At 43.3% G+C, this 25813-nt stretch carries 21 protein-coding genes and 1 tRNA gene; 14 read left to right on the top strand and 8 right to left on the bottom strand.

The genetic code is table 11. The features are described 5' to 3' along the window. The first annotated feature begins 7 nt into the window (after positions 1-7). Positions 8-1870, top strand: coding sequence for a tRNA uridine-5-carboxymethylaminomethyl(34) synthesis enzyme MnmG (gene mnmG, locus EWM62_RS13420; RefSeq protein WP_129877500.1), 1863 nt, complete (start codon positions 8-10; stop codon positions 1868-1870). A gap of 115 nt (positions 1871-1985) precedes the next feature. Beyond that, complete coding sequence (locus tag EWM62_RS13415; RefSeq protein ID WP_129877185.1) at positions 1986-3629, top strand: Ig-like domain-containing domain; 1644 nt, start codon at positions 1986-1988, stop codon at positions 3627-3629. On the opposite strand, the gene EWM62_RS13410 is transcribed toward EWM62_RS13415, so the two are convergent. Continuing rightward, entirely contained in the window at positions 3619-4131 is a 513-nt protein-coding gene (locus tag EWM62_RS13410) for a gamma carbonic anhydrase family protein (protein WP_129877184.1), read from the bottom strand. The genes EWM62_RS13415 and EWM62_RS13410 overlap by 11 nt on opposite strands. A gap of 74 nt (positions 4132-4205) precedes the next feature. On the opposite strand from EWM62_RS13410, the gene EWM62_RS13405 reads away from it, so the two are divergent. Then, positions 4206-4278: transfer RNA gene (locus EWM62_RS13405), tRNA-Gly, on the top strand. A gap of 3 nt (positions 4279-4281) precedes the next feature. Here the strand turns inward: EWM62_RS13405 and nadB are convergent. Then, entirely contained in the window at positions 4282-5874 is a 1593-nt protein-coding gene (nadB, locus tag EWM62_RS13400) for an L-aspartate oxidase (RefSeq protein WP_129877183.1), read from the bottom strand. Between the two features lie 407 nt (positions 5875-6281). On the opposite strand from nadB, the gene nadA reads away from it, so the two are divergent. Together nadA and thiL are read left to right on the top strand one after the other, a co-directional pair. Next, positions 6282-7274, top strand: coding sequence for a quinolinate synthase NadA (gene nadA, locus EWM62_RS13395; protein ID WP_129877182.1), 993 nt, complete (start codon positions 6282-6284; stop codon positions 7272-7274). Between the two features lie 9 nt (positions 7275-7283). Continuing rightward, complete coding sequence (gene thiL / locus EWM62_RS13390) at positions 7284-8333, top strand: thiamine-phosphate kinase (protein ID WP_129877181.1); 1050 nt, start codon at positions 7284-7286, stop codon at positions 8331-8333. A 24-nt stretch (positions 8334-8357) separates the two neighbouring features. Here the strand turns inward: thiL and EWM62_RS13385 are convergent, their stop codons facing one another. From EWM62_RS13385 to EWM62_RS13365, 5 genes are all read right to left on the bottom strand, one after another. Further along, complete coding sequence (locus tag EWM62_RS13385) at positions 8358-9764, bottom strand: DNA recombination protein RmuC (protein WP_129877180.1); 1407 nt, start codon at positions 9762-9764, stop codon at positions 8358-8360. A gap of 64 nt (positions 9765-9828) precedes the next feature. Next, complete coding sequence (locus tag EWM62_RS13380) at positions 9829-10077, bottom strand: hypothetical protein (protein WP_129877179.1); 249 nt, start codon at positions 10075-10077, stop codon at positions 9829-9831. Positions 10078-10146: 69 nt separating this feature from the next. Next, complete coding sequence (locus EWM62_RS13375) at positions 10147-10626, bottom strand: gliding motility lipoprotein GldH (RefSeq protein WP_129877178.1); 480 nt, start codon at positions 10624-10626, stop codon at positions 10147-10149. Next, positions 10626-12113 carry a regulatory iron-sulfur-containing complex subunit RicT gene (gene ricT, locus EWM62_RS13370; RefSeq protein ID WP_129877177.1) on the bottom strand — a complete coding sequence of 496 codons (1488 nt, stop codon included), beginning with the start codon at positions 12111-12113 and terminating at the stop codon, positions 10626-10628. Before ricT ends, EWM62_RS13375 begins: the two co-directional genes overlap by 1 nt. Positions 12114-12115: 2 nt before the next feature. Further along, positions 12116-13258 (bottom strand): DNA polymerase III subunit, encoded by a 1143-nt coding sequence (locus tag EWM62_RS13365; protein WP_129877176.1) that lies wholly within the window; start codon positions 13256-13258, stop codon positions 12116-12118. A 189-nt stretch (positions 13259-13447) separates the two neighbouring features. On the opposite strand from EWM62_RS13365, the gene ruvX reads away from it, so the two are divergent. The 7 genes from ruvX (at position 13448) to EWM62_RS13330 (ending at position 18344) form a co-directional block, all read left to right on the top strand. Next, positions 13448-13858 carry a Holliday junction resolvase RuvX gene (gene ruvX, locus EWM62_RS13360; protein ID WP_129877175.1) on the top strand — a complete coding sequence of 137 codons (411 nt, stop codon included), beginning with the start codon at positions 13448-13450 and terminating at the stop codon, positions 13856-13858. A 219-nt stretch (positions 13859-14077) separates the two neighbouring features. Continuing rightward, positions 14078-14716, top strand: coding sequence for an O-methyltransferase (locus EWM62_RS13355; RefSeq protein WP_129877174.1), 639 nt, complete (start codon positions 14078-14080; stop codon positions 14714-14716). Positions 14717-14718: 2 nt separating this feature from the next. Beyond that, positions 14719-15270 (top strand): glycoside hydrolase family 73 protein, encoded by a 552-nt coding sequence (locus EWM62_RS13350; RefSeq protein WP_129877173.1) that lies wholly within the window; start codon positions 14719-14721, stop codon positions 15268-15270. 49 nt (positions 15271-15319) lie between these two features. Next, complete coding sequence (locus EWM62_RS13345; protein ID WP_129877172.1) at positions 15320-16150, top strand: glucosaminidase domain-containing protein; 831 nt, start codon at positions 15320-15322, stop codon at positions 16148-16150. Positions 16151-16212: 62 nt separating this feature from the next. After that, the gene (locus EWM62_RS13340) at positions 16213-16968 is read left to right on the top strand and encodes a hypothetical protein (protein WP_129877171.1); all 756 of its coding nucleotides are present in this window, start codon (positions 16213-16215) and stop codon (positions 16966-16968) included. Further along, on the top strand, positions 16947-17276 hold the full coding sequence (locus tag EWM62_RS13335; protein ID WP_129877170.1) for a hypothetical protein: 330 nt from the start codon (positions 16947-16949) through the stop codon (positions 17274-17276). The genes EWM62_RS13340 and EWM62_RS13335 overlap by 22 nt, the downstream gene beginning before the upstream one ends. A gap of 42 nt (positions 17277-17318) precedes the next feature. After that, positions 17319-18344, top strand: a complete 1026-nt coding sequence (locus EWM62_RS13330) for a DUF3078 domain-containing protein (RefSeq protein ID WP_129877169.1) — start codon at positions 17319-17321, stop codon at positions 18342-18344. An 11-nt stretch (positions 18345-18355) separates the two neighbouring features. Here EWM62_RS13330 and EWM62_RS13325 read toward each other — a convergent pair whose 3' ends face one another. After that, positions 18356-20806: a DUF5916 domain-containing protein gene (locus EWM62_RS13325; RefSeq protein ID WP_129877168.1), complete on the bottom strand. Its 2451-nt coding sequence runs from the start codon at positions 20804-20806 to the stop codon at positions 18356-18358. A gap of 166 nt (positions 20807-20972) precedes the next feature. Here EWM62_RS13325 and ffh point away from each other — a divergent pair, with 166 nt between their 5' ends. Continuing rightward, a complete protein-coding gene (gene ffh, locus EWM62_RS13320) occupies positions 20973-22301 on the top strand; it encodes a signal recognition particle protein (protein WP_129877167.1) in 1329 nt (442 codons plus the stop codon). Between the two features lie 177 nt (positions 22302-22478). Then, positions 22479-25787, top strand: a complete 3309-nt coding sequence (gene secA / locus EWM62_RS13315) for a preprotein translocase subunit SecA (protein WP_129877166.1) — start codon at positions 22479-22481, stop codon at positions 25785-25787. Positions 25788-25813 lie beyond the last annotated feature (26 nt).

Here is a 25813-nt window from a genome sequence, read left to right as displayed (position 1 = left end):
AGGTTATATGTTTAAAAAATATAATGTAATAGTAGTTGGTGCCGGACACGCGGGCTGTGAAGCTGCTGCAGCCGCTGCTAATTTAGGTTCGTCTGTTTTGCTCATCACCATGAATATGGGAACGATAGCACAAATGAGTTGCAACCCTGCTATGGGCGGTGTAGCCAAAGGGCAAATAGTGCGCGAGATTGATGCATTAGGTGGATACTCGGGTATTATAACCGATAAAACTTCTCTGCAGTTCAGGATGCTTAACTTAAGCAAAGGCCCTGCTATGTGGAGCCCACGGGCACAAAGCGACCGTGCAAGGTTTGCCGAGGAGTGGCGTATTGCACTGGAAAAGACACCAAACGTTGATTTTTGGCAGGATACGGTTACATCGCTATTAGTTAAAGGAAATACAATTGCCGGAGTACGCACATCTATAGGTGTTGAGATTGAAGCAGATGCCGTAGTGTTAACCAATGGCACCTTCCTTAACGGTGTGATACATATAGGCGAAAAGAAATTTGGAGGTGGCCGTACTGGTGAAAAAGCCGCTACCGGGCTAACTGAACAATTGGTTACCCTGGGCTTTGAATCGGGCAGGATGAAAACAGGCACCCCTCCCCGTGTGGATGGACGGAGCTTAAATTATTCGTTAATGGAAGAGCAATGGGGCGACGAAGAACGCGGTCGTTTCTCTTATACAGATGTAGAGTTAGCCAAAGACCAACGCTGTTGCTGGATAACTTACACCAATACCAAAGTACACGAAACGCTAAAAGAAGGATTTGAAAAATCGCCGATGTTTACCGGCCGAATTAAAGGCTTAGGCCCTCGGTATTGCCCTTCTATAGAGGATAAAATAAATCGTTTTGCCGAGCGCGACCGACACCAGATATTTGTTGAACCGGAAGGCTGGAACACTTGCGAGATCTATGTAAATGGTTTCTCCACTTCGTTGCCCGAGGATGTGCAATATAAAGCATTAACACAAATACCGGGTTTTGAAACTGCAAAAATGTTCCGCCCGGGGTATGCTATCGAATATGATTTTTTCCCGCCTACCCAGTTGGGCTTAACGCTGGAAACAAAACTGATCGGTAATTTATATTTTGCAGGGCAGATAAACGGCACCACCGGTTACGAGGAAGCGGCATCACAGGGATTTATTGCCGGTATAAACGCGCATCAAAAGATAAATGATAAGCACGAATTGATCCTTAAAAGGTCAGAATCATATATTGGTGTATTAATAGATGACCTGGTAACAAAAGGCACAGAAGAGCCTTACCGTATGTTTACCTCACGGGCCGAACACCGCTTATTGTTGCGCCAGGATAATGCGGATATCAGGCTGAGCCCAATAGGCCATGAACTTGGATTAATAAGCGATGAGCGTTTGGATAAGGTAAACCAAAAGATCAAAAACTCCGACGATATTGTTGCCTTTACACGTACCAAAAGCATCGATCCATCTGCAGTAAATGCATTACTGGAAGAAAGCGGTACATCGCCAATAAACCAAAGCGCCAAATTGTTTAATTTGCTTACCCGGCCTCAAATTGGTTTTAATGAGCTAAAGCGCATAGATGGCTCATTACAAGATAAGTTGTCGGGTTATGATAAAGAAACTGTTGAACAGGCTGAAATAAAAATCAAATACGAGAGTTACTTTATAAAAGAATTGGAAATTGTTGACAGGATGAAAAAAATGGAAGACCGGGAAATTAATCCCGAGTTTGACTACCACCAATTGGTTTCGCTTTCAAAAGAAGCACGCGAAAAGCTGATGCGAATAAAACCACGTACTTTAGGCCAGGCTTCCCGAATTTCGGGTGTATCCCCTTCGGATGTCTCGGTTTTGATGGTACATGTGTCAAGATAATATATAAATAACTGACAATCAATAAATTATAAAATATCGTTTATAAAGCATTTTTTCTAATTTTTAATATCGCAATTCATCAAAACATAAAAATCGTTTATAGGGCATAAAAACAATGTTAAATCCAAAATCGGTTATTTTCAGCAAAAATTTCTTTTTCATATTAGTCGCTTTAATCGTTTTTGGCTGCGCGAGTATACAAAAGCCCATGGGTGGCCCGCGCGACCTTACCCCGCCGAAGTTATTAAAAGCAACGCCCGAAAATATGACCCGTAATTTCGCGGCGAAAGAAATAAAATTAGAATTTGATGAATTTTTTAAACTGAGCAACCAGTACCAGGAAATTAGCATCAGCCCTGCCCAGGAAAAACCGGCCGAGTATAAGATAGACCGCAAAAACCTGATCATTGATTTTAAGGACACGCTGCAGAAAAACACAACCTATGTTATCAACTTTGGTAAAGCGATACAGGATGTGAATGAAAGCAACGTGCTGCCCAATTTTACTTATGTATTCTCTACCGGTCCGCATATCGATTCGTTAAGCATGTCGGGAACTGTGATAAACAGCATCACGCAGGAAAAAGAAAAAGAAGCTACAGTTATGATCTTCCCGATAAGGCAGGATTCGTTACTATTCGGGAAAAAGAAACCAACCATTTTTGCAACTACCGATTCCTCGGGCAATTTTTCGCTTAATAACCTGCACGATGGTGAGTATAAGATTTATGCCTTAAAAGAACCAAGCCCAAATAAGATCTTTGATAACGACAAAGAACTTATCGCGTTTTCTAACAAAACCATAAATCTTACCAAAGACACATCAAATATCAAGTTGTCGCTATTCCAGCAGATACCCGAAAAGTTTCGCCTGATGGAAAAGAAATTTACGCCCGATGGTATCTTTTCAATGATATTTAATAAGCGCCTGGAAAATCCTTCTATAAAGGTCGTATATCCACCCGCGTTTGATAGTCAAAAAATATTGGAGATAAGTAAAACCAAGGATACCGCTTTGATTTATATGCGTAATATGGACTTCGACTCGTTACGTGTTGCTATACTTGACAATAACAAACCGATAGATACCGTTTACCAGCTAAAAGGCCGTAAAGAAAGCTTTGCACGTAACCTTAATTTTAAATACAGCATTAACCGGGATAACAAATTAAAACCCAATACCGATCTACGTATTACTTCTAATTTACCAATAGCATCGTTTGAGCCCGGGCTGATCGTGTTAATGCAGGATTCGGCCAGTTTAACAAACTTTACCATTCAAAAAGACACGGCAAATACCCGGAACCTGTTCCTAAAATATCGTTTTAAGCCGGGTGGCAGGTACCAGTTGCTTTTAAATGAAGCGGCGGTTACCGACATATATGGTGATAAAAATAAACGTGCAGGTATTAGTTTTGAAGCGGATAAGCCAGAAAACTACAGCATGCTTACCCTTAAGGTTTCTGTTCCTGATACCAGCAAACGTTATGTGGTAGAATTACTTGATGAGCAAAAGGTATTAATGCGCAGCGACCCGGTCAGTAAAAGCACGTCTGTTATTTACAAAAACTTTTTAACAGGCAAATACAAGGTAAGGGTTATATATGATAGCAACCGCAACGGTCGTTGGGATAGTGGTAATGTAAGGCGCAAAACACAGCCCGAAAATATATGGCTGTATGAAAAAGAAATTACATTAAGGCCAAACTGGGAGGCTGAAGAGCCTATTGATATACCAAGGGAGCCTGTTATTCCTTAAACCAGCCGGAATACATAATATAGTTTTGCGGCAGCTTATTTAATAAAGCCTTTTGCTCATGGGTAAGGGGCTTTATTTTTTTGGCTGGTGTGCCGGCGTATAGGTAACCTGATTCGCAGATGGTATTCTCCAGCACTACGGAACCTGCCCCTATTATCACATATTCTTCCACTATGGCATCATCCATAACAATGGCCCCCATACCTATCAAAACGTTATCTTGCAGCGTACAGCCGTGCACAATTGCGTTATGGCCAATAGATACATTATTACCAATATTAGTTGGCGCTTTTAAATAGGTGGCGTGGATCACTGCACCGTCCTGGATGTTTGTGTTATCGCCTATTTTAATATAATGCACATCTCCACGGATAATCGCGTTAAACCACACGGAACAATTGTTGCCCATTACCACATCACCAACAATAGTAGCATTTTCGGCAATAAAGCAGTCCGTCCCCCATTGCGGAGATTTATCTTTTACGGGAAGAATAACAGGCATAGTTTATTTAGTGATTTTTTCAATTAGTGAATTAGTGATTGATTTACTTTTCTTATGTTTGAATGCTAATATAAGCGGAAATAGCTCAGTTGGTAGAGCATCAGTTTCCCAAACTGAAGGCCGCGGGTTCGAATCCCGTTTTCCGCTCAATTAAAAAACTGTATCCTCCAATACTTCCTGATGTTCAGGGTAATCGGTAGTATAATGCAACCCCCTGCTCTCGTGCCTTGCAGTAGCCGATTTTACAACCAAATAACTTACCTGGATAAGGTTACGCAGTTCACAAAGCTTAACTGATAGTTTGGTTTTTTTATAGAAATCTTCTGTTTCTTCGTATAGCAAGCGCAGCCGGCGCATGGCTCTTTCCAATCGGAAATCGGACCGGACGATACCTACGTAATCATTCATCAGTTTCTGCATCTCGCGGATATTATGGGTAACCAGGATATCCTCGTTAGAAAGTTGTACACCATGCTCGTTCCAATCAGGGATGTTTGTTGGGATCTCTAAACTTGCAAAATCAACAATAGCGTCTTTATAGATACGATGCGCAAAAACCAAAGCTTCCAATAATGAATTTGAGGCCAGCCGGTTAGCACCGTGCAAACCGGTTGATGAACATTCGCCGCAAGCATAAAGCCTCTTAATTGACGACCGGCCCTGATGATCTACCAACACACCACCACACATGTAATGGCAGGCAGGTGCAACCGGGATCATATCACGTGTCATATCAATACCAATCTCCAAACATTTGGCATATATATTAGGGAAATGTTCGATAATATCTTTCTTCTTTTTATGGCGGATATCCAAGTAAACAAAATCTTCGCCCGATTTTTTTATTTCAGCATCGATAGCTCTTGCTACGATATCCCTTGGCGCTAATGATTTACGTTCATCGTACTCCTGCATAAATTCTTCGCCATTGGTACGTTTTAAAACACCACCCATACCACGCACAGCTTCCGAAATCAGGAACGACGGATATTCCCCCGGGTTATATAAAGCAGTTGGGTGGAACTGGATAAATTCCATGTTACGCACCTTACCTTTAGCACGGTAAACCATAGCTACGCCATCGCCGGTGGCAATAACAGGATTGGTAGTTACCGAATATATGTGCCCGGCACCGCCTGATGCCATTATAGTAATTTTTGATTCAATATTTTCTACCTGGTTATTTTCAGTATTAAAAGCGTATATACCATAGCACTTTATATTATCTGATGATTTATCAACAAACTCGCCCAAATGGTGCTGGGTAATCAGGTCAACTGCAAAGTAATGAGTAAGTATCTCAATATTAGGTTCGCGATGGATCTCTTCTAATAACGAACGTTCTATTTCAAAGCCGGTAATATCCTTATAATGTAATACCCTAAATTCGCTGTGCCCGCCTTCTTTAGCAAGATCATAAATGCCTTCATTGGTCATGTCAAAGTTGGTACCGTAATCAATAATCTCGCGGATGCGCTCGGGGCCTTCTTTAACAACGGCTTCTACAACTTCTCTATCGCAGAGGCCATCACCCGCAATTAGGGTATCATTAATGTGTTTTTCAAACGAATCTTCTTTTTTATCAACAACAACCGCAACACCACCCTGGGCATACTTAGTATTACTTTCATCTTCATTAGCTTTTGTAACTATCAGTACCTTACCATGCTTTGCAGCTTTTAGTGCAAAACTTAACCCGGCTATACCCGACCCTATAACCAGAAAATCAACAGTTTTTGTCATGTTTAGTATATGTATTGTGTAAAATTAGCCTTTATGTTAATAAGGGGTATAAAAGATGTTAACTTTGTGTAAGTAAAAATGTAACAAATAAACATAACGTTGGTAAGTCTGAAATTTACAGTTTTTACGTTTACTTTTGAGCAATTTGTAAGACGATTTTACATCATAACTAACATTTTATTGAGCAGCTAATTATTAACAAATAAGTATTTAAATTAAAACTTGTTTGTCATATTAATCTTTAAATCAATAATATAAAAAAATAAAGAATGCTGTTAATTGTTAGTAAATAGTGAAAAACAACTTTTCATATAAATCGTATCACAACTTTTAAACATAACTAACACCTTAATAACAATAGTTTTATTTATATATAAAAAAAGAGTTATTATTAATTGATTTGTTGAATGGATATCTTCGAAGAAATAAAAGTGAAAGGTTTTGCAGACGAGTACATCGATCCGTCGCTTGATCTTTTCGCCGAAATAGAAAAACTTAAAAAAGAGAAAAATGCTGTTATACTGGCGCATTATTACCAGGAAGGAGATATACAGGATATTGCCGATTATATTGGCGATAGCCTGGGCCTATCTCAGCAGGCAGCAAAAACTGATGCAGATATTATTGTTTTTGCCGGTGTACACTTCATGGCCGAAACAGCAAAAATATTATCACCAAATAAAAAAGTTCTGTTACCGGATATGAAGGCAGGATGCTCGTTGGCGGACAGCTGCCCGCCCCATTTATTCAGGAAATTTAAAGAGAATTATCCTGATCATTTGGTTATCACCTATGTGAATTGTACTGCTGAACTGAAGGCTTTAAGCGATATAGTTTGTACATCAAGCAATGCGGTACAAATAGTGGAAAGCTTGCCAGAGGAACAGAAGATAATATTTGGCCCGGATAGAAATTTGGGTGCCTGGGTAGCTAAAAAAACAGGTCGAGATTTAGTACTTTGGAACGGCGCCTGTATGGTACACGAGATTTTCAGTAGAGAAAAAATAACTAAACTGAAGGAACGCTATCCAAATGCAAAGATACTGGCGCATCCTGAATGTGAGGAAGTTATATTGCAACTGGCAGATTACATAGGATCTACTACTGGTATCTTAAAATATGCTACTAATAGTCCCGAAAAGGAATTTATTGTAGCTACCGAAGCAGGTATATTACATCAGATGCAAAAGGATAACCCGGATAAAACATTTATCCCGGCGCCGCCAAATAACACCTGTGCATGTAACGATTGCCCGCACATGAAACGCAATACACTTGAAAAGCTGTACCTGTGTTTAAAAAATGAAATGCCCGAAATTGAAGTACCGGCACATATTATAGAAAAAGCTGTAAAACCTATTGAAAGGATGCTGGAGATATCGGCAAGTTTAGGTTTATAAAAAAATATTATGTTCGAGAAAGAAGAGAAAACCAATATAGAAAATCTTGGAGAGTTTGGCCTGATAAGCCACCTCACTAAAAACATAATCCTTACTCAAAAAAGCACAATAAAGGGTGTTGGAGACGATGCCGCGGTATTGAATTTTGAAGAAAAGAAAACCCTGATATCTACCGACCTGCTTTTAGAAGGGATCCATTTCGATCTGGCTTATACCCCACTTAAACATTTGGGTTACAAAGCTGTACAGGTTAACCTGAGCGATATTTATGCAATGAATGGTACGGCCAGCCAAATTACGGTTTCTATTGGTATGAGTAGTAAATTTCCGTTAGAGGCCATTGAAGAACTCTACGAAGGCATTTACCTGGCTTGCGGTAACTATAATGTGGATATAGTTGGTGGTGATACCAGCGCGTCAAAACAGGGATTGGTTATCAGTATAACTTCTATTGGTTATGCCGATGAAAAGGATGTAGTTTACCGCAACACCGCCGAAGAAGGTGACCTGATATGCGTATCAGGCGATTTAGGTGGTGCATATACCGGGCTACAGTTATTAGAGCGAGAGAAACTGGTTTATATAGAAAACCCTAATATCCAGCCAGACCTGGAAGGTAAAGATTATATAGTTGAACGCCAATTAAAACCCGAAGCGCGTAAAGATATTATTGACCTTTTAAAAGAGTTAAGTGTTAAACCCACAGCCATGATAGATGTATCCGATGGTTTGGCGTCAGAGATATTACACATTTGCAAACAGAGCAACAAAGGCTGTAAATTATACGAAGAAAAAATTCCTATCGACCCAATGACTTACGAAACTGCCCGCGAGTTTGGCTTGGACCCAACCGTGTGTGCGCTAAGTGGCGGCGAAGATTACGAACTGCTTTTCACCGTTAAACAAGCCGATTACGATAAGATTAAACATAAAATGGATTTCTCTATTATCGGTTACATTACCGAACCCAATGAGGGTTGCAGCTTAATTACAAAATCGGGCAATTTGCATGAATTAAAGGCGCAGGGTTGGAATGCGTTTAGCCCCCCAGCCCCCTGAAGGGGGAGCTTTTAAAAGCAATTCTTACAAAGAAGTTAAATTCGGTTCCCCCTTCAGGAGGTTAAGGGGGCTTTCGTCAAGATACTTACCATCCAACTGCTTATTGGCCTTAGCACCCAAGCCTTTTATTTTTTCGGCCGTTTTGGTTAAATTACCATTCCCATCAACCAGTTTATTAAAAGCACTGTTATAAACCGATTGTGTTTGGTTGATGTTTTTGCCGATATTTTCCATATCGGCCATAAAGCCTACAAACTTATCGTACATACTTCCGCTGAGGCGGGCAATTTCCAATACGTTGCGGTTTTGGCGTTCCTGTTTCCATATGCTGGCTATAGTGCGCAGAGTGGCCAGTAAGGTACTTGGGCTAACAATTACCACCCGTTTATCCCAGGCATCGCTAAACAGGTCGGCATCCAACTGCACGGCAAAACTGAATGAGGATTCAATCGGCACAAAAAGTAAAACAAAATCGGGAGAGTTTACCTGGTACAGGTCGTGATAATTTTTGGAGGATAGCCCATGCACATGGTTCCGTAACGATTCTACATGCGCTTTTGAATAAAGCTTTCGTTCTTCTTCAGTTTCGCAATTCACCAAACGCTCGTAAGCTATCAGCGACACCTTAGAATCAATTATTAAATGTTTATCATCCGGAAGGTCAATAATTACGTCGGGTTGCAGCCTGCTGCCATCTGTGTGGTTCAGGCTGGCTTGTACGCGGTATTCCCTGTCGCGCACCAGGCCGCTGCGCTCTAAAACCTTTTCTAATATTACCTCACCCCAATTGCCCTGCTTTTTGTTATCGCCTTTTAAAGCCTTGGTAAGGTTTGATGCTTCGGTACTGATCAGTTTGTTCAGGTCCATCAACTGCGTTATTACACCCTTAAGGGTATTACGTTCAGCGGCTTCCATGTTGTAAACCTTATCTACCTTATCTTCAAAAGCTTTTATATTTTCTTTTAGCGGGTTTAAAATAGTGTCGATACTTAGCCGATTCACATCCGTAAACTCCCGTGATTTTTCCTTCAATAATTTTTCAGCGATGTTTTCAAATTCCCGTTGAAAATGCTTGCGGGTTTGCTCAATTTCTTCTTTTTGCTCGGCCAGTTTTTCCTGCTGGGCTTTAAAATATGTACGCGATGATTCTAACGACTGATTAGCCTGGGCCAGTTGTGTACGCTCGTATAAAAGCTCGTCTAACAGTCGGCTTTGCTCATCTTTAAAATGTTTGGTAAGGTTTTCTTTTTCGGTAAAAATGCCCGCTGCCTTTTCTTCGGCTTTAGCTACCGCTATTTTTAGGGAGTCGTTATCAGATCTTAATTGCGAAACCTCATCCGCAGAAATACCGTTTGCTGCCGGCCGTTTTATAAATAAAAAAACGGCAATTAACAATACAACTAAAGCGGCACATAAAATAATAGCATCCATTTTGATAAAAATATTAGCAAAACGAATGTAGTAATTTTAGTATTAAAATAAAATGTTTAGTAATTTATGGATTGCTCTTTAATGTATCTTTTGGAGTATTTGTAGTACCAGACCCATTCCCGCTGCTATCCTTCCCGCCGGTTTCTGTAGGTGTAGTTGGGTATTTATTACTATCCGCAGGAGCCTCGTTGCCAACATGTGCCTGGCCAGAATCCGCAGCAGATGTATCAGTGCTATTACTTGTTGAACTGCCTTTGCAAGATGCTATGGAAATTGCCAGCACGGTAAATAAATAAACAAATAACTTTTTCATAATTAAGTATTTAGTGTACATAAACTACAAGCAGAATTATTTAGGGTTTTAATTATTTTATTGTAGATGCTATTGAGCTTTCTCTACCCTTAAACCGGCGTCAATAACCTCGTGGAGTGGGTTATCGCGCATGTTCTGCTCAATTTCAAAATGGTAGATACCTTTAGCGGGAAACTTGTACTTGGTACGCAAAGGCAATTGGTAGCTGTATAAATTACCACTGCCGCTGCCCAGCCATTCGCCGTCTTTATTGGCAAGTTTAAACTCGTAGCGGGTAGTATGCGTTTTTTTGCCGGGGGATGTTTGCATTAACAGCGCGAAAATATTGGAGTACTTGTAACTGCCGCTTACCCTTACATTAAAGTAAAGGTTATATGGCACGCTGATATCATCTATCTTAACATCAAATTTTACCCGGTTAACGTACGACCAGTTATGATTGCTTATCTCGGCATTCTGATCAATTATCGCGTTTGGGTCAGAACAGCCTTGTGCCCCGAAAATCCCAAAAGCAACCAATACACCAAAAATAAATTTAAATGCTCGCATTATTCCGGCCTGGTGGGGTTATCGTTAGATGATTGGTTGTTATTTGGCCGCGGACGATTATTGCGCCTATTATTATTGCGGTTGCCACCACCTTCAGGCCTTGGCCTGGCTTCCTGCCCATCGGGGCGGTTGCCGCCTTGTTGATTTTGCTGGCGGTTACCCTCGGGCCTGTTGCCCTGCGGGCGATTGCCGCCACCTTCGGGTCTGTTTCCGCCTTCCGGCCTTTGGCCCTCGGGGCGGTTACCACCTTGCTGTTGCTGCTGGCGGTTGCCATCGGGCCTTGGGCCTGCCTGCGTACCATCAGGCCTATTTCCGCCTTGCTGGTTGCGATTGCGGTTCTTGCTATTTTTATTACGGTTATTATTATTGCCGTTGTTATTACGATTGGCATTGCGGCGATCGTCAAGGCGGGTAAGGCTATCCTGGCCAACAACGTTCTCGTAATCCAATACTTTTACCGGTTTGGTTTCTATCTCAACAATTTCGCCCAAATCGGCAGGGATAATACCCTCACGGTTTTGTTGCTGTATCTCTTTTACTTTGGCAATAGGCATAGGTACCCAGGCTTCTTCGCGCGGGTAGCTAAACCACATTATCTTTTTAAAAATATCGGTTTTTTGCAGGCGGGCATCACCCTTTTCAGTCCTCAGCACGTTCACATTATCAGGGATATGCTTCAGCGCATCCATGTAAGTATCCAACTCGTAGTTAAGGCAACACTTTAATTTACCGCATTGCCCGGCCAGTTTAAGCGTGTTTAATGATAGATTTTGGTAACGTGCCGCAGAGGTAGAAACAGTTTTAAAATCGGTTAACCAGGTGCTGCAGCAAAGTTCGCGGCCGCATGAGCCAATACCACCAAGGCGGCTTGCTTCCTGGCGCATGCCTATCTGGCGCATCTCGATACGGATGCGGAAACTCTCGGCCATTTTTTTGATCAGCTCCCTGAAATCCACACGGCCTTCGGCAGTATAATAAAAGGTGGCTTTGGTTTTATCACCTTGGTAATCTACATCGCTTATCTTCATAGATAAGTTTAGCTCCAGTGCCAGCGTGCGCGATTTGTGCATGGTTTCCCATTCCATATCCTTGGCAAGTTTCCACTTGTCAACATCGGCAACCGTAGCTCGGCGATAGATCTTTTTAACCACATCGGCTTCCTTTACGTGGCGCTTGGTCATTTGCATGCGCACCAGTTCGCCGGTGATAGAAACGTGGCCAATATCGTAGCCGCCTGTAGTGGTTTCTACCGCTACCAGGTCGCCGGCTTCCAGGTAAATGTTATCGTTGTTATGATAAAACTCCTTACGCGAACCCTTGAATTTTACTTCGATTATTGAGTAAGGCTTATAGTTAGTCGGCATATCCATATGCGATAGCCAATCGTGTACATCTAATTTGCTGCAACCATTTGTAAGGCACGAGCCATTACTTTTGCAGCCTGCAGGCGAACAACCGCCGCCTGTTGAGCAACTTCCGCATCCCATAATTAATTCGGTATATAATGATTCCCCGCAGGGACAGTTTTCAAATTTAGAACTTTTATAATTTGTAAAGATACGTCTAAAAACAAGATTTTAGGGTTAGCATTACGTTCTATATGATAATGAGCCTTTTCAAGCTCGGTTATAATGGCCTGCGCCATGGCGTTATTGATAACCGCCGACATTTTTTTGGCCGTTTCCATCTCCTGTTCGGGCAGTTTCACAATGCGTTCGGCGCCGGCACGCAGAAGCGTACATTCGCGGATAAAGCTTGTACCATAGCGTAAAAAGTTCTTTTGGTTTTCGCGGCCCATTTTAGCCATCTGGTCAACAAAGCTTAAAATTTCCAGCCCCTTATTCCCAAAACACAAACGCAGCCACTGCACAAATAAGGTGTGGTAGCTTTTGGTATCGTGCTGCAGCATGGTTAGGGCTTCGGTCATATTGCCGTTGCTCAGGTAAGCAATTTCTGATGCCGCTGCTTCTGTTTGATGATGCTTATTCATCAGCTCGCCTTTAATATCCTCGTAATTTAAGCAAGGTATTTTGATGAGTTGCGTGCGCGACAGGATGGTGTTCAATATCTGGTCCTGGTTTTGGGCTACCAATAAGAACAGTGTATTAGGCTGCGGCTCCTCTATCACCTTTAAAAGGGCATTTCCCTGCTTGTCTAAAAACTCCGGAAGCCAAAGAATCAATACCTTGTACACCGACTCGAAGGGTTTAAAGCTAAGCTTTTTGATGATCTGATGGCACTCGGCGATATTGATATTTGCCTGTTTATTGCCCGAATCTACATAACCGCGCCAAATATCTAAACTTAGGTAAGTATTAGTTAAAAAAGCATCGCGCCATTGTTCAATAAAGTCGAGTGATGTTTCTTTGGGAGTACCAAAGGTTGGGTACGAAAAATGCAGGTCGGGGTGCATTAGTTTTTGATACTTGCGGCATGACGAACATACCCCGCACGAGTCATCCGTCTGCTTATCCTCGCACGATAAATACTGCGCGTAAGCGACGGCCAACGCTAAACCACCCGCACCCTCGGGACCCAAAAACAACTGCGCGTGGCTCACCCTGTTCTCGTTTACCGATGTGATCAACCTTTGCTTAATTGCCCCTTGCCCTATAATATCCTTAAACTGCATTTGGTGCAAGGTAAAAATTAGATGTGAGATTTTAGATATGAGATTTGAGACAGGGCTAAAATAGATGTGAGATACGAGACTTGAGATTTGAGACTGGCCCGGGATTAATCTATCTTTGAGAGTCTTATAAATTAGCCGTTAAGCCATGCAAATTATCTCACATCTCATATCTAAAATCTCACATCTACTATGAGGATCATGGCTTTCGACTATGGCACCAAGCGAATAGGCATTGCCGTTACCGACCCGATGCAGATCATCGCTACAGGGCTGGATACCATTCACCCGCTAAAAATTATCGATTACCTGAAAAAATACCTGCAAACCGAACCTGTGGAGCGCTTTATTGTTGGCGAACCCAAGCAAATGGACAATACGCCATCACAATCGGCCATACATGTAAAGGGGTTTGCCAACCTGCTTAAAAAAACTTTCCCCGAGATCCCGGTAGAAATGTTTGATGAACGCTTCACATCCAAAATGGCATCAGCCACCATCGCCCAAAGCGGCATGGGTAAAAAAGCAAGACAAAATAAAGAGTTGGTGGATACAATATCGGCAGTGATACTGCTGCAGAGTTGGATGAGCAAGAGTTTCTGAAGCATAATTAGCCTGATTAAAGGATTGCCTGATGCCCTGCTTATGATGGGGGTTTTTAATTGTCGATTTTACAGTTTTGTTCACGTTCACGATTGCACAACCAGCGCGATTATTGTAATTAATTTATAATCAAATGTTTGCGTTTTTGATTGGTGTCAAAATGGTGTCACCATAACTATCGAAATCGCGGTCAAAAATAATTTCCGTACCTTTGCAGCCATGGAGATCCTTGATCCGGCCTTGCAGGCTTACCTTGATAACCATTGCGACCCGGAGCCCGCGGCGTTGCAAAAAATAAACCGGGATACTTACCTGAAGGTGCTTAAACCGCACATGCTATCGGGCCATTACCAGGGCCGGGTGCTGAGTATGCTCAGCAAAATGATACAGCCAAAGCTTATTTTAGAGATCGGGACGTTCACCGGATACTCGGCCATTTGCCTGGCCGAAGGTTTGGCTGATGATGGCATTTTACATACCATTGAAGTTAACCGCGAGTTTGAGGAAATGCTTAATTCACATTTTAAATCAACAAATGTGGATAAAAAAGTAAAACTTCATTTTGGCGCAGCAGAGGCTGTAATAGCTGATTTAGAGCTCAATAACATCGACCTGGTATTTATTGATGCGGATAAACGAAATAATTTTAAGTACTTTGAGTTAATAATTGATAAAGTAAGGCCAGGAGGCTTAATAATAATTGATAACGTTTTGTGGAAAGGAAAGGTGTTTGGCGCCGACAAAGATGCCGATACCGATAATATCCGCAAACTAAATGAACTAATAACCGTTAACACACAGGTGGAAAAATTCATCCTGCCAGTGCGTGATGGCCTATTGATCATCAGAAAAAAATAATTATGAAGAAACTCTTAACTATTACACTTCTTTCAGTTTCCGCATTAATTGCATCTACAACGGCCGTATCGGCACAAAGCGCAGCACAATCATACATTGAGAAGTTCAAAGATAATGCCATTCGCATTATGCATGAAACAGGTGTGCCTGCAAGTATTATTTTAGGCGTGGCCATACACGAATCGGCCAGCGGAAAGAGCGCCGTAGCAAAAAACCTGAACAACCAGTTTGGAGTAAAAGGCGGAGGGACTGTAGTTTATTACAAACACAACAAAAAAGTACGCTCATCATACAAACGCTACGATAGTGTTTTGGATTCCTTCAAGGATTTCGCCCGCATCATGACAGAGCGCAAGCAGTTTAGTCATTTGCTTGATAAATTCTCAACATCTGATTATAAGGGCTGGGCAAAAGGTATCCAACGCAGTGGATATGCCAGCAGCAAAACATGGGCGGCCCAGGTTTTAGGCATCATCAACAGATACGACCTTAACGAACTTGATGAAGATACTACATCGGCCCCTGCTAAACAGGAAATAGCTAACAATAATTAATAATTATATTTTTAACCTTAAGTTTGGCTAACAAAAAAGCTAAAGCTGCATGCGTAGGATCTATACATTATTAGTTGCCGTTCTGTTATTTACATCGTGCTCGGCACATAAGGGCACTATTAGCCGCAGCAAGGCCTCAAAAAACAACAAAGCCATCCAAAAAAAAAACCGTGCATCTATTGCATCGCACCGGGATTTTACCTCGCTGGAGTATATAGAGCGTTTTAAAGCCATTGCCATACAGGAAATGAACAGCTATGGTATACCGGCAAGCATTACGCTGGCGCAGGGTTTGTTTGAAAGCGGCAGCGGCAACAGCGAGCTGGCCAAAGTTGCCAATAACCACTTCGGGATAAAATGCGGCAGTACCTGGGCCGGCGAAAGCTATTATAAAAATGACGATAACGAGAACGACTGCTTTAGGGTTTACAATAACCCTGAAGAATCATTCCGCGACCACTCCGAGTTTTTAAAGAAGAAAAATTACGCCCGCCTTTTTGAGTTGGACAAAAACGATTTTAAAGGATGGGCCTACGGGTTAAAGGCTTGCGGCTATGCCACCAACCCTAAATATCCGCAGCTGCTGTTGAATATTATTGTAAAATACCAGCTTGACCAGTACGACCGGCCAGAGGGCGAACTTGCCAAAATAAAACGCGAGGACCGTGTGCTTACCGAGATAAACGATAGTATAGGCCAGCCAAAGCGCGATTCGATCACTAAAACCACGCCCGACGATAAAATTTACACCGTAAAACAGGGCGATACACTATACAATATTTCTAAGCGTTTTGATATCACCGTTGATGAATTAAAAGCGCTTAATAAAATGGCCGACAATAATCTCAGGATAGGGCAAAAACTTGTTGTGGTGAAATAGTGTGTTAAAGATTGTTAAAGTATAGTTTATCCCTCCCCAAACCCGTAGCTTTAAACTTTATCATGAAGTTATGGCTTACCCTTTTTTTTAGCATTTTATGCGCTGCCGCTTTCTCGCAGGAAAATGAGGTTACCGGCATTGTGTTTAATAAAGATACCAAGGCGCGTATTGCCAAAGTAAATGTTCAAAACATCACATCGGGCAAGGCTGTTTATAACACATTTAAGGGTGAGTTTAATATTGCCGCCAAACCGGGCGATGTGCTTGTTTTTAGCAAACCCGACCTTTACAGCGATACGGTTAAGGTTATAAACTATACCGCGCTGGCCGTATACATGCGCCCCAAAGCCATTCCCTTACAGGAGGTTACCATACGCGATAGTTTCCTTACCCCGCAACGGCGATTGGCCAACACGCAGCGCGAATACAGCAAAATATATGGATCGTTAAATAACGCCGACCTGCTGAGCATAAGCCCGGCGGGCTTTGGCTTTAGTATGGATGCGCTTTACAACGCATTTAGCAAAAGCGGGCGCAACGCCGAAAAGCTGCGGGGTATTATTGATGCCGAGTACCGGCAAAGCATTATTGATTATAGGTTTAACAAAGCCTTTGTGCAGGGCGTTACCCATTTGGAAGAGCCCCGGCTTACCGATTTTATGCAGAAGTACCGCCCGGGGTATTACCTGGTTACCACTGCCGGCGATTATGATTTTATATCCTATATCAGAACTAACCTGAAACGCTACCTGCGCCGCCCTAACGCGTACCAGCTTGCACCTCTTCCACCTGTTAAATGGGATACCGTTTCAAAATAATTATTGTACCTTTTTTAAAGGTTAGCGGCATAGCGCTGTTTCCGTTTATTTTGGTGAATAGCGAGAAGCTGTTAAATGATGCTGTGGTTATTAACCACGAACGCATCCATCTGAAGCAACAGGCCGAACTGCTTGTTATACCCTTTTACCTGTTATACCTGCTCAATTATATGGTAAATTATGCCATATACCGCAACCACAACCGGGCGTATTTAAATATTGTTTTTGAACGCGAGGCTTATGCCAACGAAGCAGATATGGGTTATTTAAACCGGCGCAAATGGCTGGGCTGGCTCAGGTATTTTTAATTAATGCAATGAAATAACAGATTTTTGCGTTTTATTTGTGATATGTTGAAAACCAGTATCAGGCTTTTTTTCTTACTGTCGTTCACAATTACATTGTCGGCAAATGCGCAAACTACCGATACCCTTAAAAAGGACACGGTTAAAATAGACACCAATTTATTAAACAGGTACCGCATCCCGGCAAAGAAGAATATTATACCTGTGCCGCCAACACCGATTCAGATTCAGCAGGAACTGATACCGGTAACCATGCTTGATTATAAGATAAGCTACTGGCGCAAATATGTAACATTCGGGTTAAATTTTAGCCAGGCCGCCTTTAGCGACAACTATGCCGCCGGCGGGGTAACCGCGGTAGCGTTAAGCTCAAACTTTATATACCGGGTAGAATACAACAAAGCCCCGTTTAGTTATACTTCAGAACTTAACTTGCTTTACGGCAAATCAAAAAACAAGGGCCAGTCATCCCGTAAAAGCAACGACCGTATATTTTTTGATAACAAGGTAGCCACGCAGCTATCAAAGCATTGGTTCTTCTTCGGGTCGTTAAGCTTCGAATCGCAGTTTGATAAAGGGTATACCTATACAGATGCTGCCGGCGCGGTGCTTGCCCAGCCGTTGCTGATCTCAAATTTTATGTCGCCGGGCTATCTTACCGAATCGATAGGTTTTGAGTATAAGCCAACCACCTATTTCGATCTGCGTTTGGGTACGGGCACCGCCCGCCAAACCTTTGTGCTCGATACCACCATTTACCATAACCAGCCTGCCAACTATGGCGTTACGCCGGGCAAAACAATCCGCACCGATGTGGCTTTCCAGATGGTGGCTATTTTTGATAAGGATATTGCCAAAAATATGCACCTTAATGCACGTTACGATATGTTTATCCCTTATGGGCAATCGCTTAGTTACGTGCGCCACCGTGTAGATGCCATACTGGCAGCAAAAGTTAACCGCCTTATAAACGTATCTATAAACGGCACGTTACTGTTCGATAAAAACACATCTCCAACCGTGCAGGGCACCGAGGGCCTGTCGCTGGGTATCTTGTATAAGTTCCCGTAATTTAAGGTTGTTTATCCCTTATTGTGTTTTTTCAGGCTTTGAAAATCTACGTAATAAAGGAGCTTTAAAGAGAAATTATTATTCTGTGGCTGCTCTACAGTATTCCTAAGATTACTAAAATAGCCCTGTGTAGCCAAATTTGTATCGGTATATGTCGAGTTTTTCCAGGCCAGGCTCAGCTCGCTGCCGGGCGAAAACTGCCAAATATATACCATGTCCACATTCCAGATGTTGGCGTTTTGATTTATATCGTGATCAAAATTTTCTGATGCCAGGTCGGTAAGATAGCCGTCCTTACCAAGGCCAAAAAACTTTTTATTGTTAACCTTACTCCAGTAATGCCTTAAACGCAAATTAAGGCCCATAATACTGCTAAAGGTATATTTAAGGGTAAAGGTATTATCAACCGTGTGCACATCGCGCAGGGCAAAAACATCGTTCTTGTCATCATCAAAAGTTGCAAAGCCGGTATAGTTTATCCTGGGGCTGATAGTTACATCCTCACCAAATGAGAACTTATTGCTGATACGTACATTGTAGAACAGCTCCAGGTCGTTACCGTGCCCGCCGTGGCCGTTAGCCAGCCATTGGTCCGAGTACCAGAACCCGCCCGATAATACCTTAGCCCGGTTTGTGCTCAAATTCCAGTTCAGCACAAAGTTTTCAGGATTTTTGAATACCCTACCTGCAAAACGGGGCTCATAAAAGTCGTTTCCTTCAACGCGGTAATGGGCGTTGATGTTCACCTGCCAAAAGTTTTTAAAACTGGCGTTTCCCCCAAAGTTTTGGTTAAAATATTGATAAGCCGTTGGCGATACCCGGTACGACGAATAGGTGTTTGTCCAAACATTCCACTGCGTAAAAAGGTGCTTGGGTTTATAGTTAGCGTATTGAAGGTTCAGGAAATGGTCGATATAGTTGTTGTTGAACAATATCCCAAGGTCGTTTGAATCGTATTTACCGTCAACCCGGTCTTCGCCAATATTCCAGGTAAAATTGCCCGATACCTTACCAAAAACCACCTCGTAATTGTACCCGGTTACGGTTTGCTCTCCTTTGTAAAATTTGTTGCTCATCAGCGCGTAACCTGCCAGATTATAGGTATTCTTTTTATTGTTAAGGTTCCACACAAAGCCGCCAACATCGGCGGTATAATCTTTACCAAAGCGGTTAACATTGGTGTTGATAAACGTTACAGACGAATTATTCTTCAGGTTTTGATCCAGCACGATAATGTTATAGTTGGTAACCGGGCTGGTTTGCACAAGGCGACGATTGCCGGTAACCGAATCTTCGACGGTGGCATAGGCCGTATTGGTTAAGCCGTTAAAAACGCCAATGCCCAACCCGTTTGACAGGCGGCCCGATAATTTTACCGCGTTGATCAGCTTGGTTTCGCTGGGATTGCTTATAATGGCCTCGTGGTCGTTCAGCGTAATATCGTAGTAGTGCAACGGCTGTCCGCCAACCCTGCGCGAATAAAACAGGTTGCCCTTGTTAAACAACTCGGTTCCCTCGGTAAAAAAGGCGCGGTTCTCGTTATACTTTACCTCAAAAGGCGTCAGGTTCAGGATCTTGTTGTCAGACTGTACCTGCCCAAAATCGGGGATCAGGGTAAGGTCGAGCGTGAAACTTTCGTTAATACCGTATTTAACATCCATCCCGCCGTTAAAACTGGTTTTTGTATTGGCAATCCCCGGCGTATTATACGGGTAATGGTTTACGTAGGTAGAAAAATAAGGGTAAAAGGCCAGGCGCACCGGTGGTACAATTTGTTTAAGCCCGGTTAGCAACCCTTCCTGGTTTATCAGGCCGTTCATTTTTGGGTCCAGCTCGTTCCACCAAAGCTGCTGCTGAACGGTTTGGCGCCTGCGTATCAAATTCATACCCCAGGTTTGCATGTCCTTTTTCGCGAAACGCAATGCAGAATACGGAATCCTCATCTCGCATGTCCAGCCCAGGCTGTCGATATTTACCTTGCTTGTCCATACCGCGTTCCAGGTCTCATCCTCTGAGTTTCCGTTAGGATTGGGCGCGTATTTAGCGTCGAATTGCCCGTTGGTTGATGTCACAAAAAAGCCCGATCCATTGATGCCATCTTTATAGGTATCAAAAATTATCCCTAAAAAATCGGCATTGCCAACCTGGTCGCGCGTAGCAAACTCACGCGCAATTTTCGACGGGTCCTTCTCATACATACGGGCACCTATGTAAATAGCCGTGTTATCGTAAATGATCTTTACCTCGGTTCGGTTTTCATGTTTTTCGTGGTTGCCGGCGTTTGGCTGTAGTTCAACAAAATCGGTAGCTATGGGTACGTTTTGCCATACGGCATCGTCAAGGGTGCCATCAATTTTTGGCGGGGTTTCAGTTTTTACGGCCACTAATGTTTTTTTCTCGTTTTGTGAAAAAGCCGTTAGTGTTATAGCAGATAGCGATATGGCAAGTATAAATACCTTCATTTAGGATAGTTAACAGTTTCCATAAGATGCTTTAGAATGTGTAAACGTTACAGGATTTTTTGTTAAATGTTGGTTAAGAAGCGTTATTTATTGTTTTTGTGTTACGATTAGTAAGCAAATTGCTTCAAAATCATAACTTTGTATCCTCAAAAATTAGGAATAAATAATGTTTGAAAATTTATCGGATAAACTCGACAGGGCGTTTAAAGTACTGAAGGGACAGGGTTCAATAACTGAAATAAACGTGGCCGAAACCATGAAAGAGATCCGCAAAGCTCTTTTGGATGCCGACGTTAACTATAAAACCGCCAAAACCTTTACAGATGATGTAAGGCAAAAGGCATTGGGCGAAAACGTATTGACCTCTATTTCGCCGGGGCAGCTTTTAACCAAGCTGATGAACGACGAGCTTACCGCGCTGATGGGCGGCACCACCGCCGAACTGGAGCTGAAGGCATCGCCAACCATTATACTGATAGCGGGGCTGAACGGTGCGGGTAAAACTACCTTTACCGGCAAGCTGGCCAATTACCTTAAAACACAAAAGGGCAAAAAACCATTACTGGTTGCCGATGATATATACCGCCCCGCGGCCATAACCCAATTACAGGTTTTGGGCGAGCAGATAGGCGTACCGGTTTATGCCAACCTGGAATCGAAAGACCCTATAGCCATTGCGCGCGAAGGTATTGCCCAGGCTAAGCAGAACGGAAACAATGTGGTTATTATTGATACCGCGGGCCGCTTGTCTGTAGACGAGGCCATGATGGTTGAGATTGAGCAGGTGAAAGCTGCTGTACAACCGCACGAGATCCTGTTTGTGGTCGATTCCATGACCGGCCAGGATGCAGTGAACACCGCCAAAGTGTTTAACGACAGGCTTGACTTTACAGGTGTAGTTTTAACCAAGCTTGATGGCGATACCCGTGGCGGGGCCGCCTTATCCATAAAATCGGTTGTTAACAAGCCTATTAAATTTATTGGTACCGGCGAAAAGATGGAAGCGCTTGACGTTTTCCACCCGGACCGTATGGCATCAAGGATCCTGGGCATGGGCGACGTGGTCTCGCTTGTTGAACGCGCGCAACAGCAGTTTGACGAGAAGGAAGCCGCCGAACTACAGCGCAAGATCCGCAAGAACAAATTCGATTTTAACGATTTTTACAGTCAGATACAGCAGATCAAAAAAATGGGTAACATGAAAGATCTGATGGGCATGATACCGGGCGTTGGTAAAATGATGAAGGACGTGGAAGTAAGCGACGACTCCTTTAAAGGAATAGAAGCCATCATCAACTCCATGACTCCGAAGGAAAAAGAAAACCCGGACCTCATCAACCCAAGTCGCCGCAACCGCATTGCCAAGGGCTCGGGAACTGACCTGCAGGAGGTTAACCGCCTGATGAAGCAGTTTGACGATATGCGCAAGGTAATGAAACAGATGAGCAACCCGGCAGCCATGGCTAACATGATGCGCCGGATGCCGAAGATGTAATTACCTGTAGGGGAAACAAAAAAACTGCACGGATCGGTAACTCGTCGGTACCTTTGGTTGAAGGGTAGTATTGTAATAACCAAAGACACGGCCTTTTTCCGTACCTTCGCATGTCAAAATGACTTTAAAATTGCACTGGCGCAATTATTGAGTTTGGTGCATCATATATAAAATAATATGTTAGATTTTTTCAGTAAGCTTTTTGGAAGCAAATCAGAACGGGACGTTAAGGCCATTTCGCCTATAGTTGAGAAGGTTAAGGCGGCATATGCGAAACTTGACCAGTTAAGTAATGATGAACTTAGGGCCAAAACCATAGAATTTAAAGAGACCATTGCGGCCGGACTTGCCGGCATCGACAGCGAGATACAGGCCATAAAAACCCGTACCGAAACCGAATTGACCATGGAGGTAAGCGAAAAGGTTGCCCTGTATACACAATTGGATAAGCTGGAGAAAGACCGCAACAAGGAGCTTGAAGATATATTGATGAATATTTTACCCGAGGCGTTTGCCGTGGTGAAAGAAACATCGCGCAGGTTTGCCGAAAACCCCACTATTGAGGTTACGGCCAACCAGTTTGACCGCGAACTTGCGGCTAAAAAGACCAATGTAATTATTAAAGGCGATCAGGCTATCCACCATAATAAATGGCTGGCTGCCGGTAACGAGGTTACCTGGAACATGGTACATTACGATGTGCAGCTGATAGGCGGTATTGTATTGCACCAGGGTAAAATTGCCGAGATGGCTACGGGAGAGGGTAAAACACTGGTAGCTACGCTGCCTGCTTACCTTAACGCGCTTGCCGGCCAGGGGGTACATATAGTAACTGTGAATGATTACCTGGCACGACGCGATAGCGAGTGGATGGGCCCATTGTACGAGTTTCATGGTTTGGCGGTTGATTGTATCGACAAACACGAACCAAATTCTGAAGAACGCCGCAAAGCATACCTTGCCGATATCACCTTTGGGACCAATAACGAATTTGGTTTTGACTACCTGCGTGACAATATGACACGCAGCCCCGAAGAGCTGGTACAGCGCAAGCTTCATTATGCCATGGTTGATGAGGTGGATTCGGTGTTGATTGATGACGCGCGTACGCCGTTAATTATATCAGGCCCTATCCCGCGTGGCGATGAACACGAATTTTATGAGTTAAAACCGCGTATAGAGCGTTTGGTTAACGCCCAGAAAGCATATGTTAACGGCATTTTAAACGACGCCAAAAAAGCGATGAACGAGGGAGATACAGGTATTGATGGTGGTGGTTTATCGCTGTTACGTGCCCACCGCGCATTACCCAAAAACAAAGCCCTGATTAAATTTTTAAGTGAAGGCGGCAACAGGCAGGTACTTCAAAAAACAGAGAATCATTACATGCAGGACCAGGGCAAAGAAATGCCAAGGGTAGACTCGGACCTGTTCTTTATTATCGACGAAAAGAACAACTCGGTAGAGTTATCTGAAAAGGGTATCGAGCTGATCACCGCATCGGGCGAAGACCCCGGGTTTTTTGTAATGCCTGATGTAGGAACCGAAATTGCCAACATCGAAAAATCAGACCTTCCGGCCGAAGAGAAGATCGCACAGAAGGATGAGCTGATGCGCGATTTCTCAATAAAATCAGAACGTATCCATTCGGTTAACCAATTGCTTAAGGCATATACTTTATTTGAAAAAGATACCGAATACATCCTTGATGATGGTAAAGTAAAAATTGTTGATGAGCAAACAGGCCGTGTATTGGATGGCCGCCGTTACTCTGATGGTTTGCACCAGGCTATCGAGGCTAAAGAGAATGTTAAGGTTGAGGACGCGACACAAACTTTTGCAACAGTAACCCTGCAAAACTATTTCAGGATGTACCATAAGCTTTGCGGTATGACAGGTACTGCAGTTACCGAGGCCGGAGAGTTTTGGGAAATATATAAGCTGGATGTGGTGGAGATACCAACCAATACACCCATAAGCCGCGACGACAGGCAAGACCTGGTTTACCGTACCGTTCGCGAAAAATACAACGCCGTTGCCGAAGAGATCGTAAACCTTACCAAAGCCGGCCGGCCGGTGCTGGTAGGTACAACATCGGTAGAGATCTCGGAATTACTAAGCCGTATGCTTAAACTGCGCGGCATCAAACATAATGTACTAAATGCCAAGATGCACCAGAAGGAGGCCGACATTGTGGCCGAAGCCGGGCAGGCTGGTACTGTTACCATTGCCACCAACATGGCAGGCCGTGGTACAGATATAAAATTGGGCGAGGGTGTACAGGCATCAGGCGGTTTAGCCATTGTAGGTACCGAGCGCCACGAAAGCCGCCGTGTAGACAGGCAGTTGCGTGGCCGTGCAGGTCGCCAGGGCGACCCCGGTTCGTCACAGTTCTTTGTATCGTTAGAGGATAACCTGATGCGTTTATTCGGATCAGAACGGATCTCGAACCTGATGGTGCGTATGGGTATAGAAGAGGGCGAAGTAATACAGCACTCTATGATCTCGAAATCTATCGAACGTGCACAAAAGAAGGTTGAAGAAAACAACTTTGGTATCCGTAAGCGGTTGCTGGAGTATGATGATGTAATGAACTCGCAACGTACCGTTATTTACGCTAAACGTAAGAACGCCCTGTTTGGCGAGCGCCTTGACGTTGATTTAAGTAATACGGTTTTTGATGTTATAGAAGATGTTGTAACCGAATACAAAGAAGCCAACAATTACGAAGGCTTCCAAATGGAAATTATCCGCCTGTTCTCGATAGATACCGAGGTTAACGCGGAGGAGTTTTCGGCAACTAACATAGCCACCCTGGTTGACAGCACCTTTACAGAGGTTACAAACTTCTATAAACGCAAAGCCGAAGCGGTTGCGCAGCAGGCTTACCCGGTATTAAAGGATGTTTATGATACCCGCGGCCAGTACGTGGAGAATATTGTAGTGCCTTTTTCTGATGGCGTACATGGCTTGCAGGTTTCTGTTCCGTTGAAAAAGGCGGTTGAAAATAAAGGTATGGAGGTGTTTAAATCGTTTGAAAAGAACGTAACCCTTTACCTGATAGATGATGCCTGGAAAGAGCACCTGCGCGAAATGGACGAGTTGAAGCAAAGCGTACAAAACGCCGTTTACGAACAAAAGGACCCGCTGTTGGTTTACAAGTTTGAGGCGTTTGAGTTATTCCGCCAAATGTTATCAACCGTGAATAAGGAGTTGGTTAGCTTCCTGTTCAGGGGAGGTATCCCGGTACAGCAGGCACCCGAGCAGGTGCGCGAGGCAAAACCGCAGCCAAAGCTTGATCTGCGGAATATGCGCACCTCAAAACCCGAGCTGGTAAGCGAGGCTAACGGCATGCCGATGGACGATACCCGCGAAATACAAAAGCCAACCCCGGTAAAGGTTGAGCAAAAAATTGGCAGGAATGACCCTTGCCCATGTGGCAGCGGCAAAAAATATAAGAACTGCCACGGCGTAGGGCAAAATTAAAAATAAGTTTTTGTCATCCTGGGCGA

The organism is Mucilaginibacter terrigena, from assembly GCF_004168255.1.
Taxonomy (GTDB): domain Bacteria; phylum Bacteroidota; class Bacteroidia; order Sphingobacteriales; family Sphingobacteriaceae; genus Mucilaginibacter; species Mucilaginibacter terrigena.
Note: the sequence above shows the minus strand (reverse complement) of the source record. Positions and strands in the feature narration are given on the sequence as shown.

What these genes read in the sequence shown, in the direction of transcription:
- nadA (WP_129877182.1), top strand. Translation starts at nt 6,282, where the DNA reads ATGGATATCTTCGAAGAAATAAAAGTGAAAGGTTTTGCAGACGAGTAC.
- EWM62_RS13350 (WP_129877173.1), top strand. Translation starts at nt 14,719, where the DNA reads ATGAAGAAACTCTTAACTATTACACTTCTTTCAGTTTCCGCATTAATT.
- ricT (WP_129877177.1), bottom strand. Translation starts at nt 12,113, where the DNA reads ATGGGATGCGGAAGTTGCTCAACAGGCGGCGGTTGTTCGCCTGCAGGC.
- EWM62_RS13330 (WP_129877169.1), top strand. Translation starts at nt 17,319, where the DNA reads ATGTTGAAAACCAGTATCAGGCTTTTTTTCTTACTGTCGTTCACAATT.
- EWM62_RS13375 (WP_129877178.1), bottom strand. Translation starts at nt 10,626, where the DNA reads ATGCGAGCATTTAAATTTATTTTTGGTGTATTGGTTGCTTTTGGGATT.
- EWM62_RS13325 (WP_129877168.1), bottom strand. Translation starts at nt 20,806, where the DNA reads ATGAAGGTATTTATACTTGCCATATCGCTATCTGCTATAACACTAACG.
- EWM62_RS13410 (WP_129877184.1), bottom strand. Translation starts at nt 4,131, where the DNA reads ATGCCTGTTATTCTTCCCGTAAAAGATAAATCTCCGCAATGGGGGACG.
- EWM62_RS13385 (WP_129877180.1), bottom strand. Translation starts at nt 9,764, where the DNA reads ATGGATGCTATTATTTTATGTGCCGCTTTAGTTGTATTGTTAATTGCC.
- EWM62_RS13340 (WP_129877171.1), top strand. Translation starts at nt 16,213, where the DNA reads ATGAAGTTATGGCTTACCCTTTTTTTTAGCATTTTATGCGCTGCCGCT.
- ruvX (WP_129877175.1), top strand. Translation starts at nt 13,448, where the DNA reads ATGAGGATCATGGCTTTCGACTATGGCACCAAGCGAATAGGCATTGCC.
- EWM62_RS13335 (WP_129877170.1), top strand. Translation starts at nt 16,947, where the DNA reads ATGGGATACCGTTTCAAAATAATTATTGTACCTTTTTTAAAGGTTAGC.
- EWM62_RS13355 (WP_129877174.1), top strand. Translation starts at nt 14,078, where the DNA reads ATGGAGATCCTTGATCCGGCCTTGCAGGCTTACCTTGATAACCATTGC.
- EWM62_RS13345 (WP_129877172.1), top strand. Translation starts at nt 15,320, where the DNA reads ATGCGTAGGATCTATACATTATTAGTTGCCGTTCTGTTATTTACATCG.
- EWM62_RS13415 (WP_129877185.1), top strand. Translation starts at nt 1,986, where the DNA reads ATGTTAAATCCAAAATCGGTTATTTTCAGCAAAAATTTCTTTTTCATA.
- EWM62_RS13380 (WP_129877179.1), bottom strand. Translation starts at nt 10,077, where the DNA reads ATGAAAAAGTTATTTGTTTATTTATTTACCGTGCTGGCAATTTCCATA.
- thiL (WP_129877181.1), top strand. Translation starts at nt 7,284, where the DNA reads ATGTTCGAGAAAGAAGAGAAAACCAATATAGAAAATCTTGGAGAGTTT.
- secA (WP_129877166.1), top strand. Translation starts at nt 22,479, where the DNA reads ATGTTAGATTTTTTCAGTAAGCTTTTTGGAAGCAAATCAGAACGGGAC.
- mnmG (WP_129877500.1), top strand. Translation starts at nt 8, where the DNA reads ATGTTTAAAAAATATAATGTAATAGTAGTTGGTGCCGGACACGCGGGC.
- nadB (WP_129877183.1), bottom strand. Translation starts at nt 5,874, where the DNA reads ATGACAAAAACTGTTGATTTTCTGGTTATAGGGTCGGGTATAGCCGGG.
- EWM62_RS13365 (WP_129877176.1), bottom strand. Translation starts at nt 13,258, where the DNA reads ATGCAGTTTAAGGATATTATAGGGCAAGGGGCAATTAAGCAAAGGTTG.
- ffh (WP_129877167.1), top strand. Translation starts at nt 20,973, where the DNA reads ATGTTTGAAAATTTATCGGATAAACTCGACAGGGCGTTTAAAGTACTG.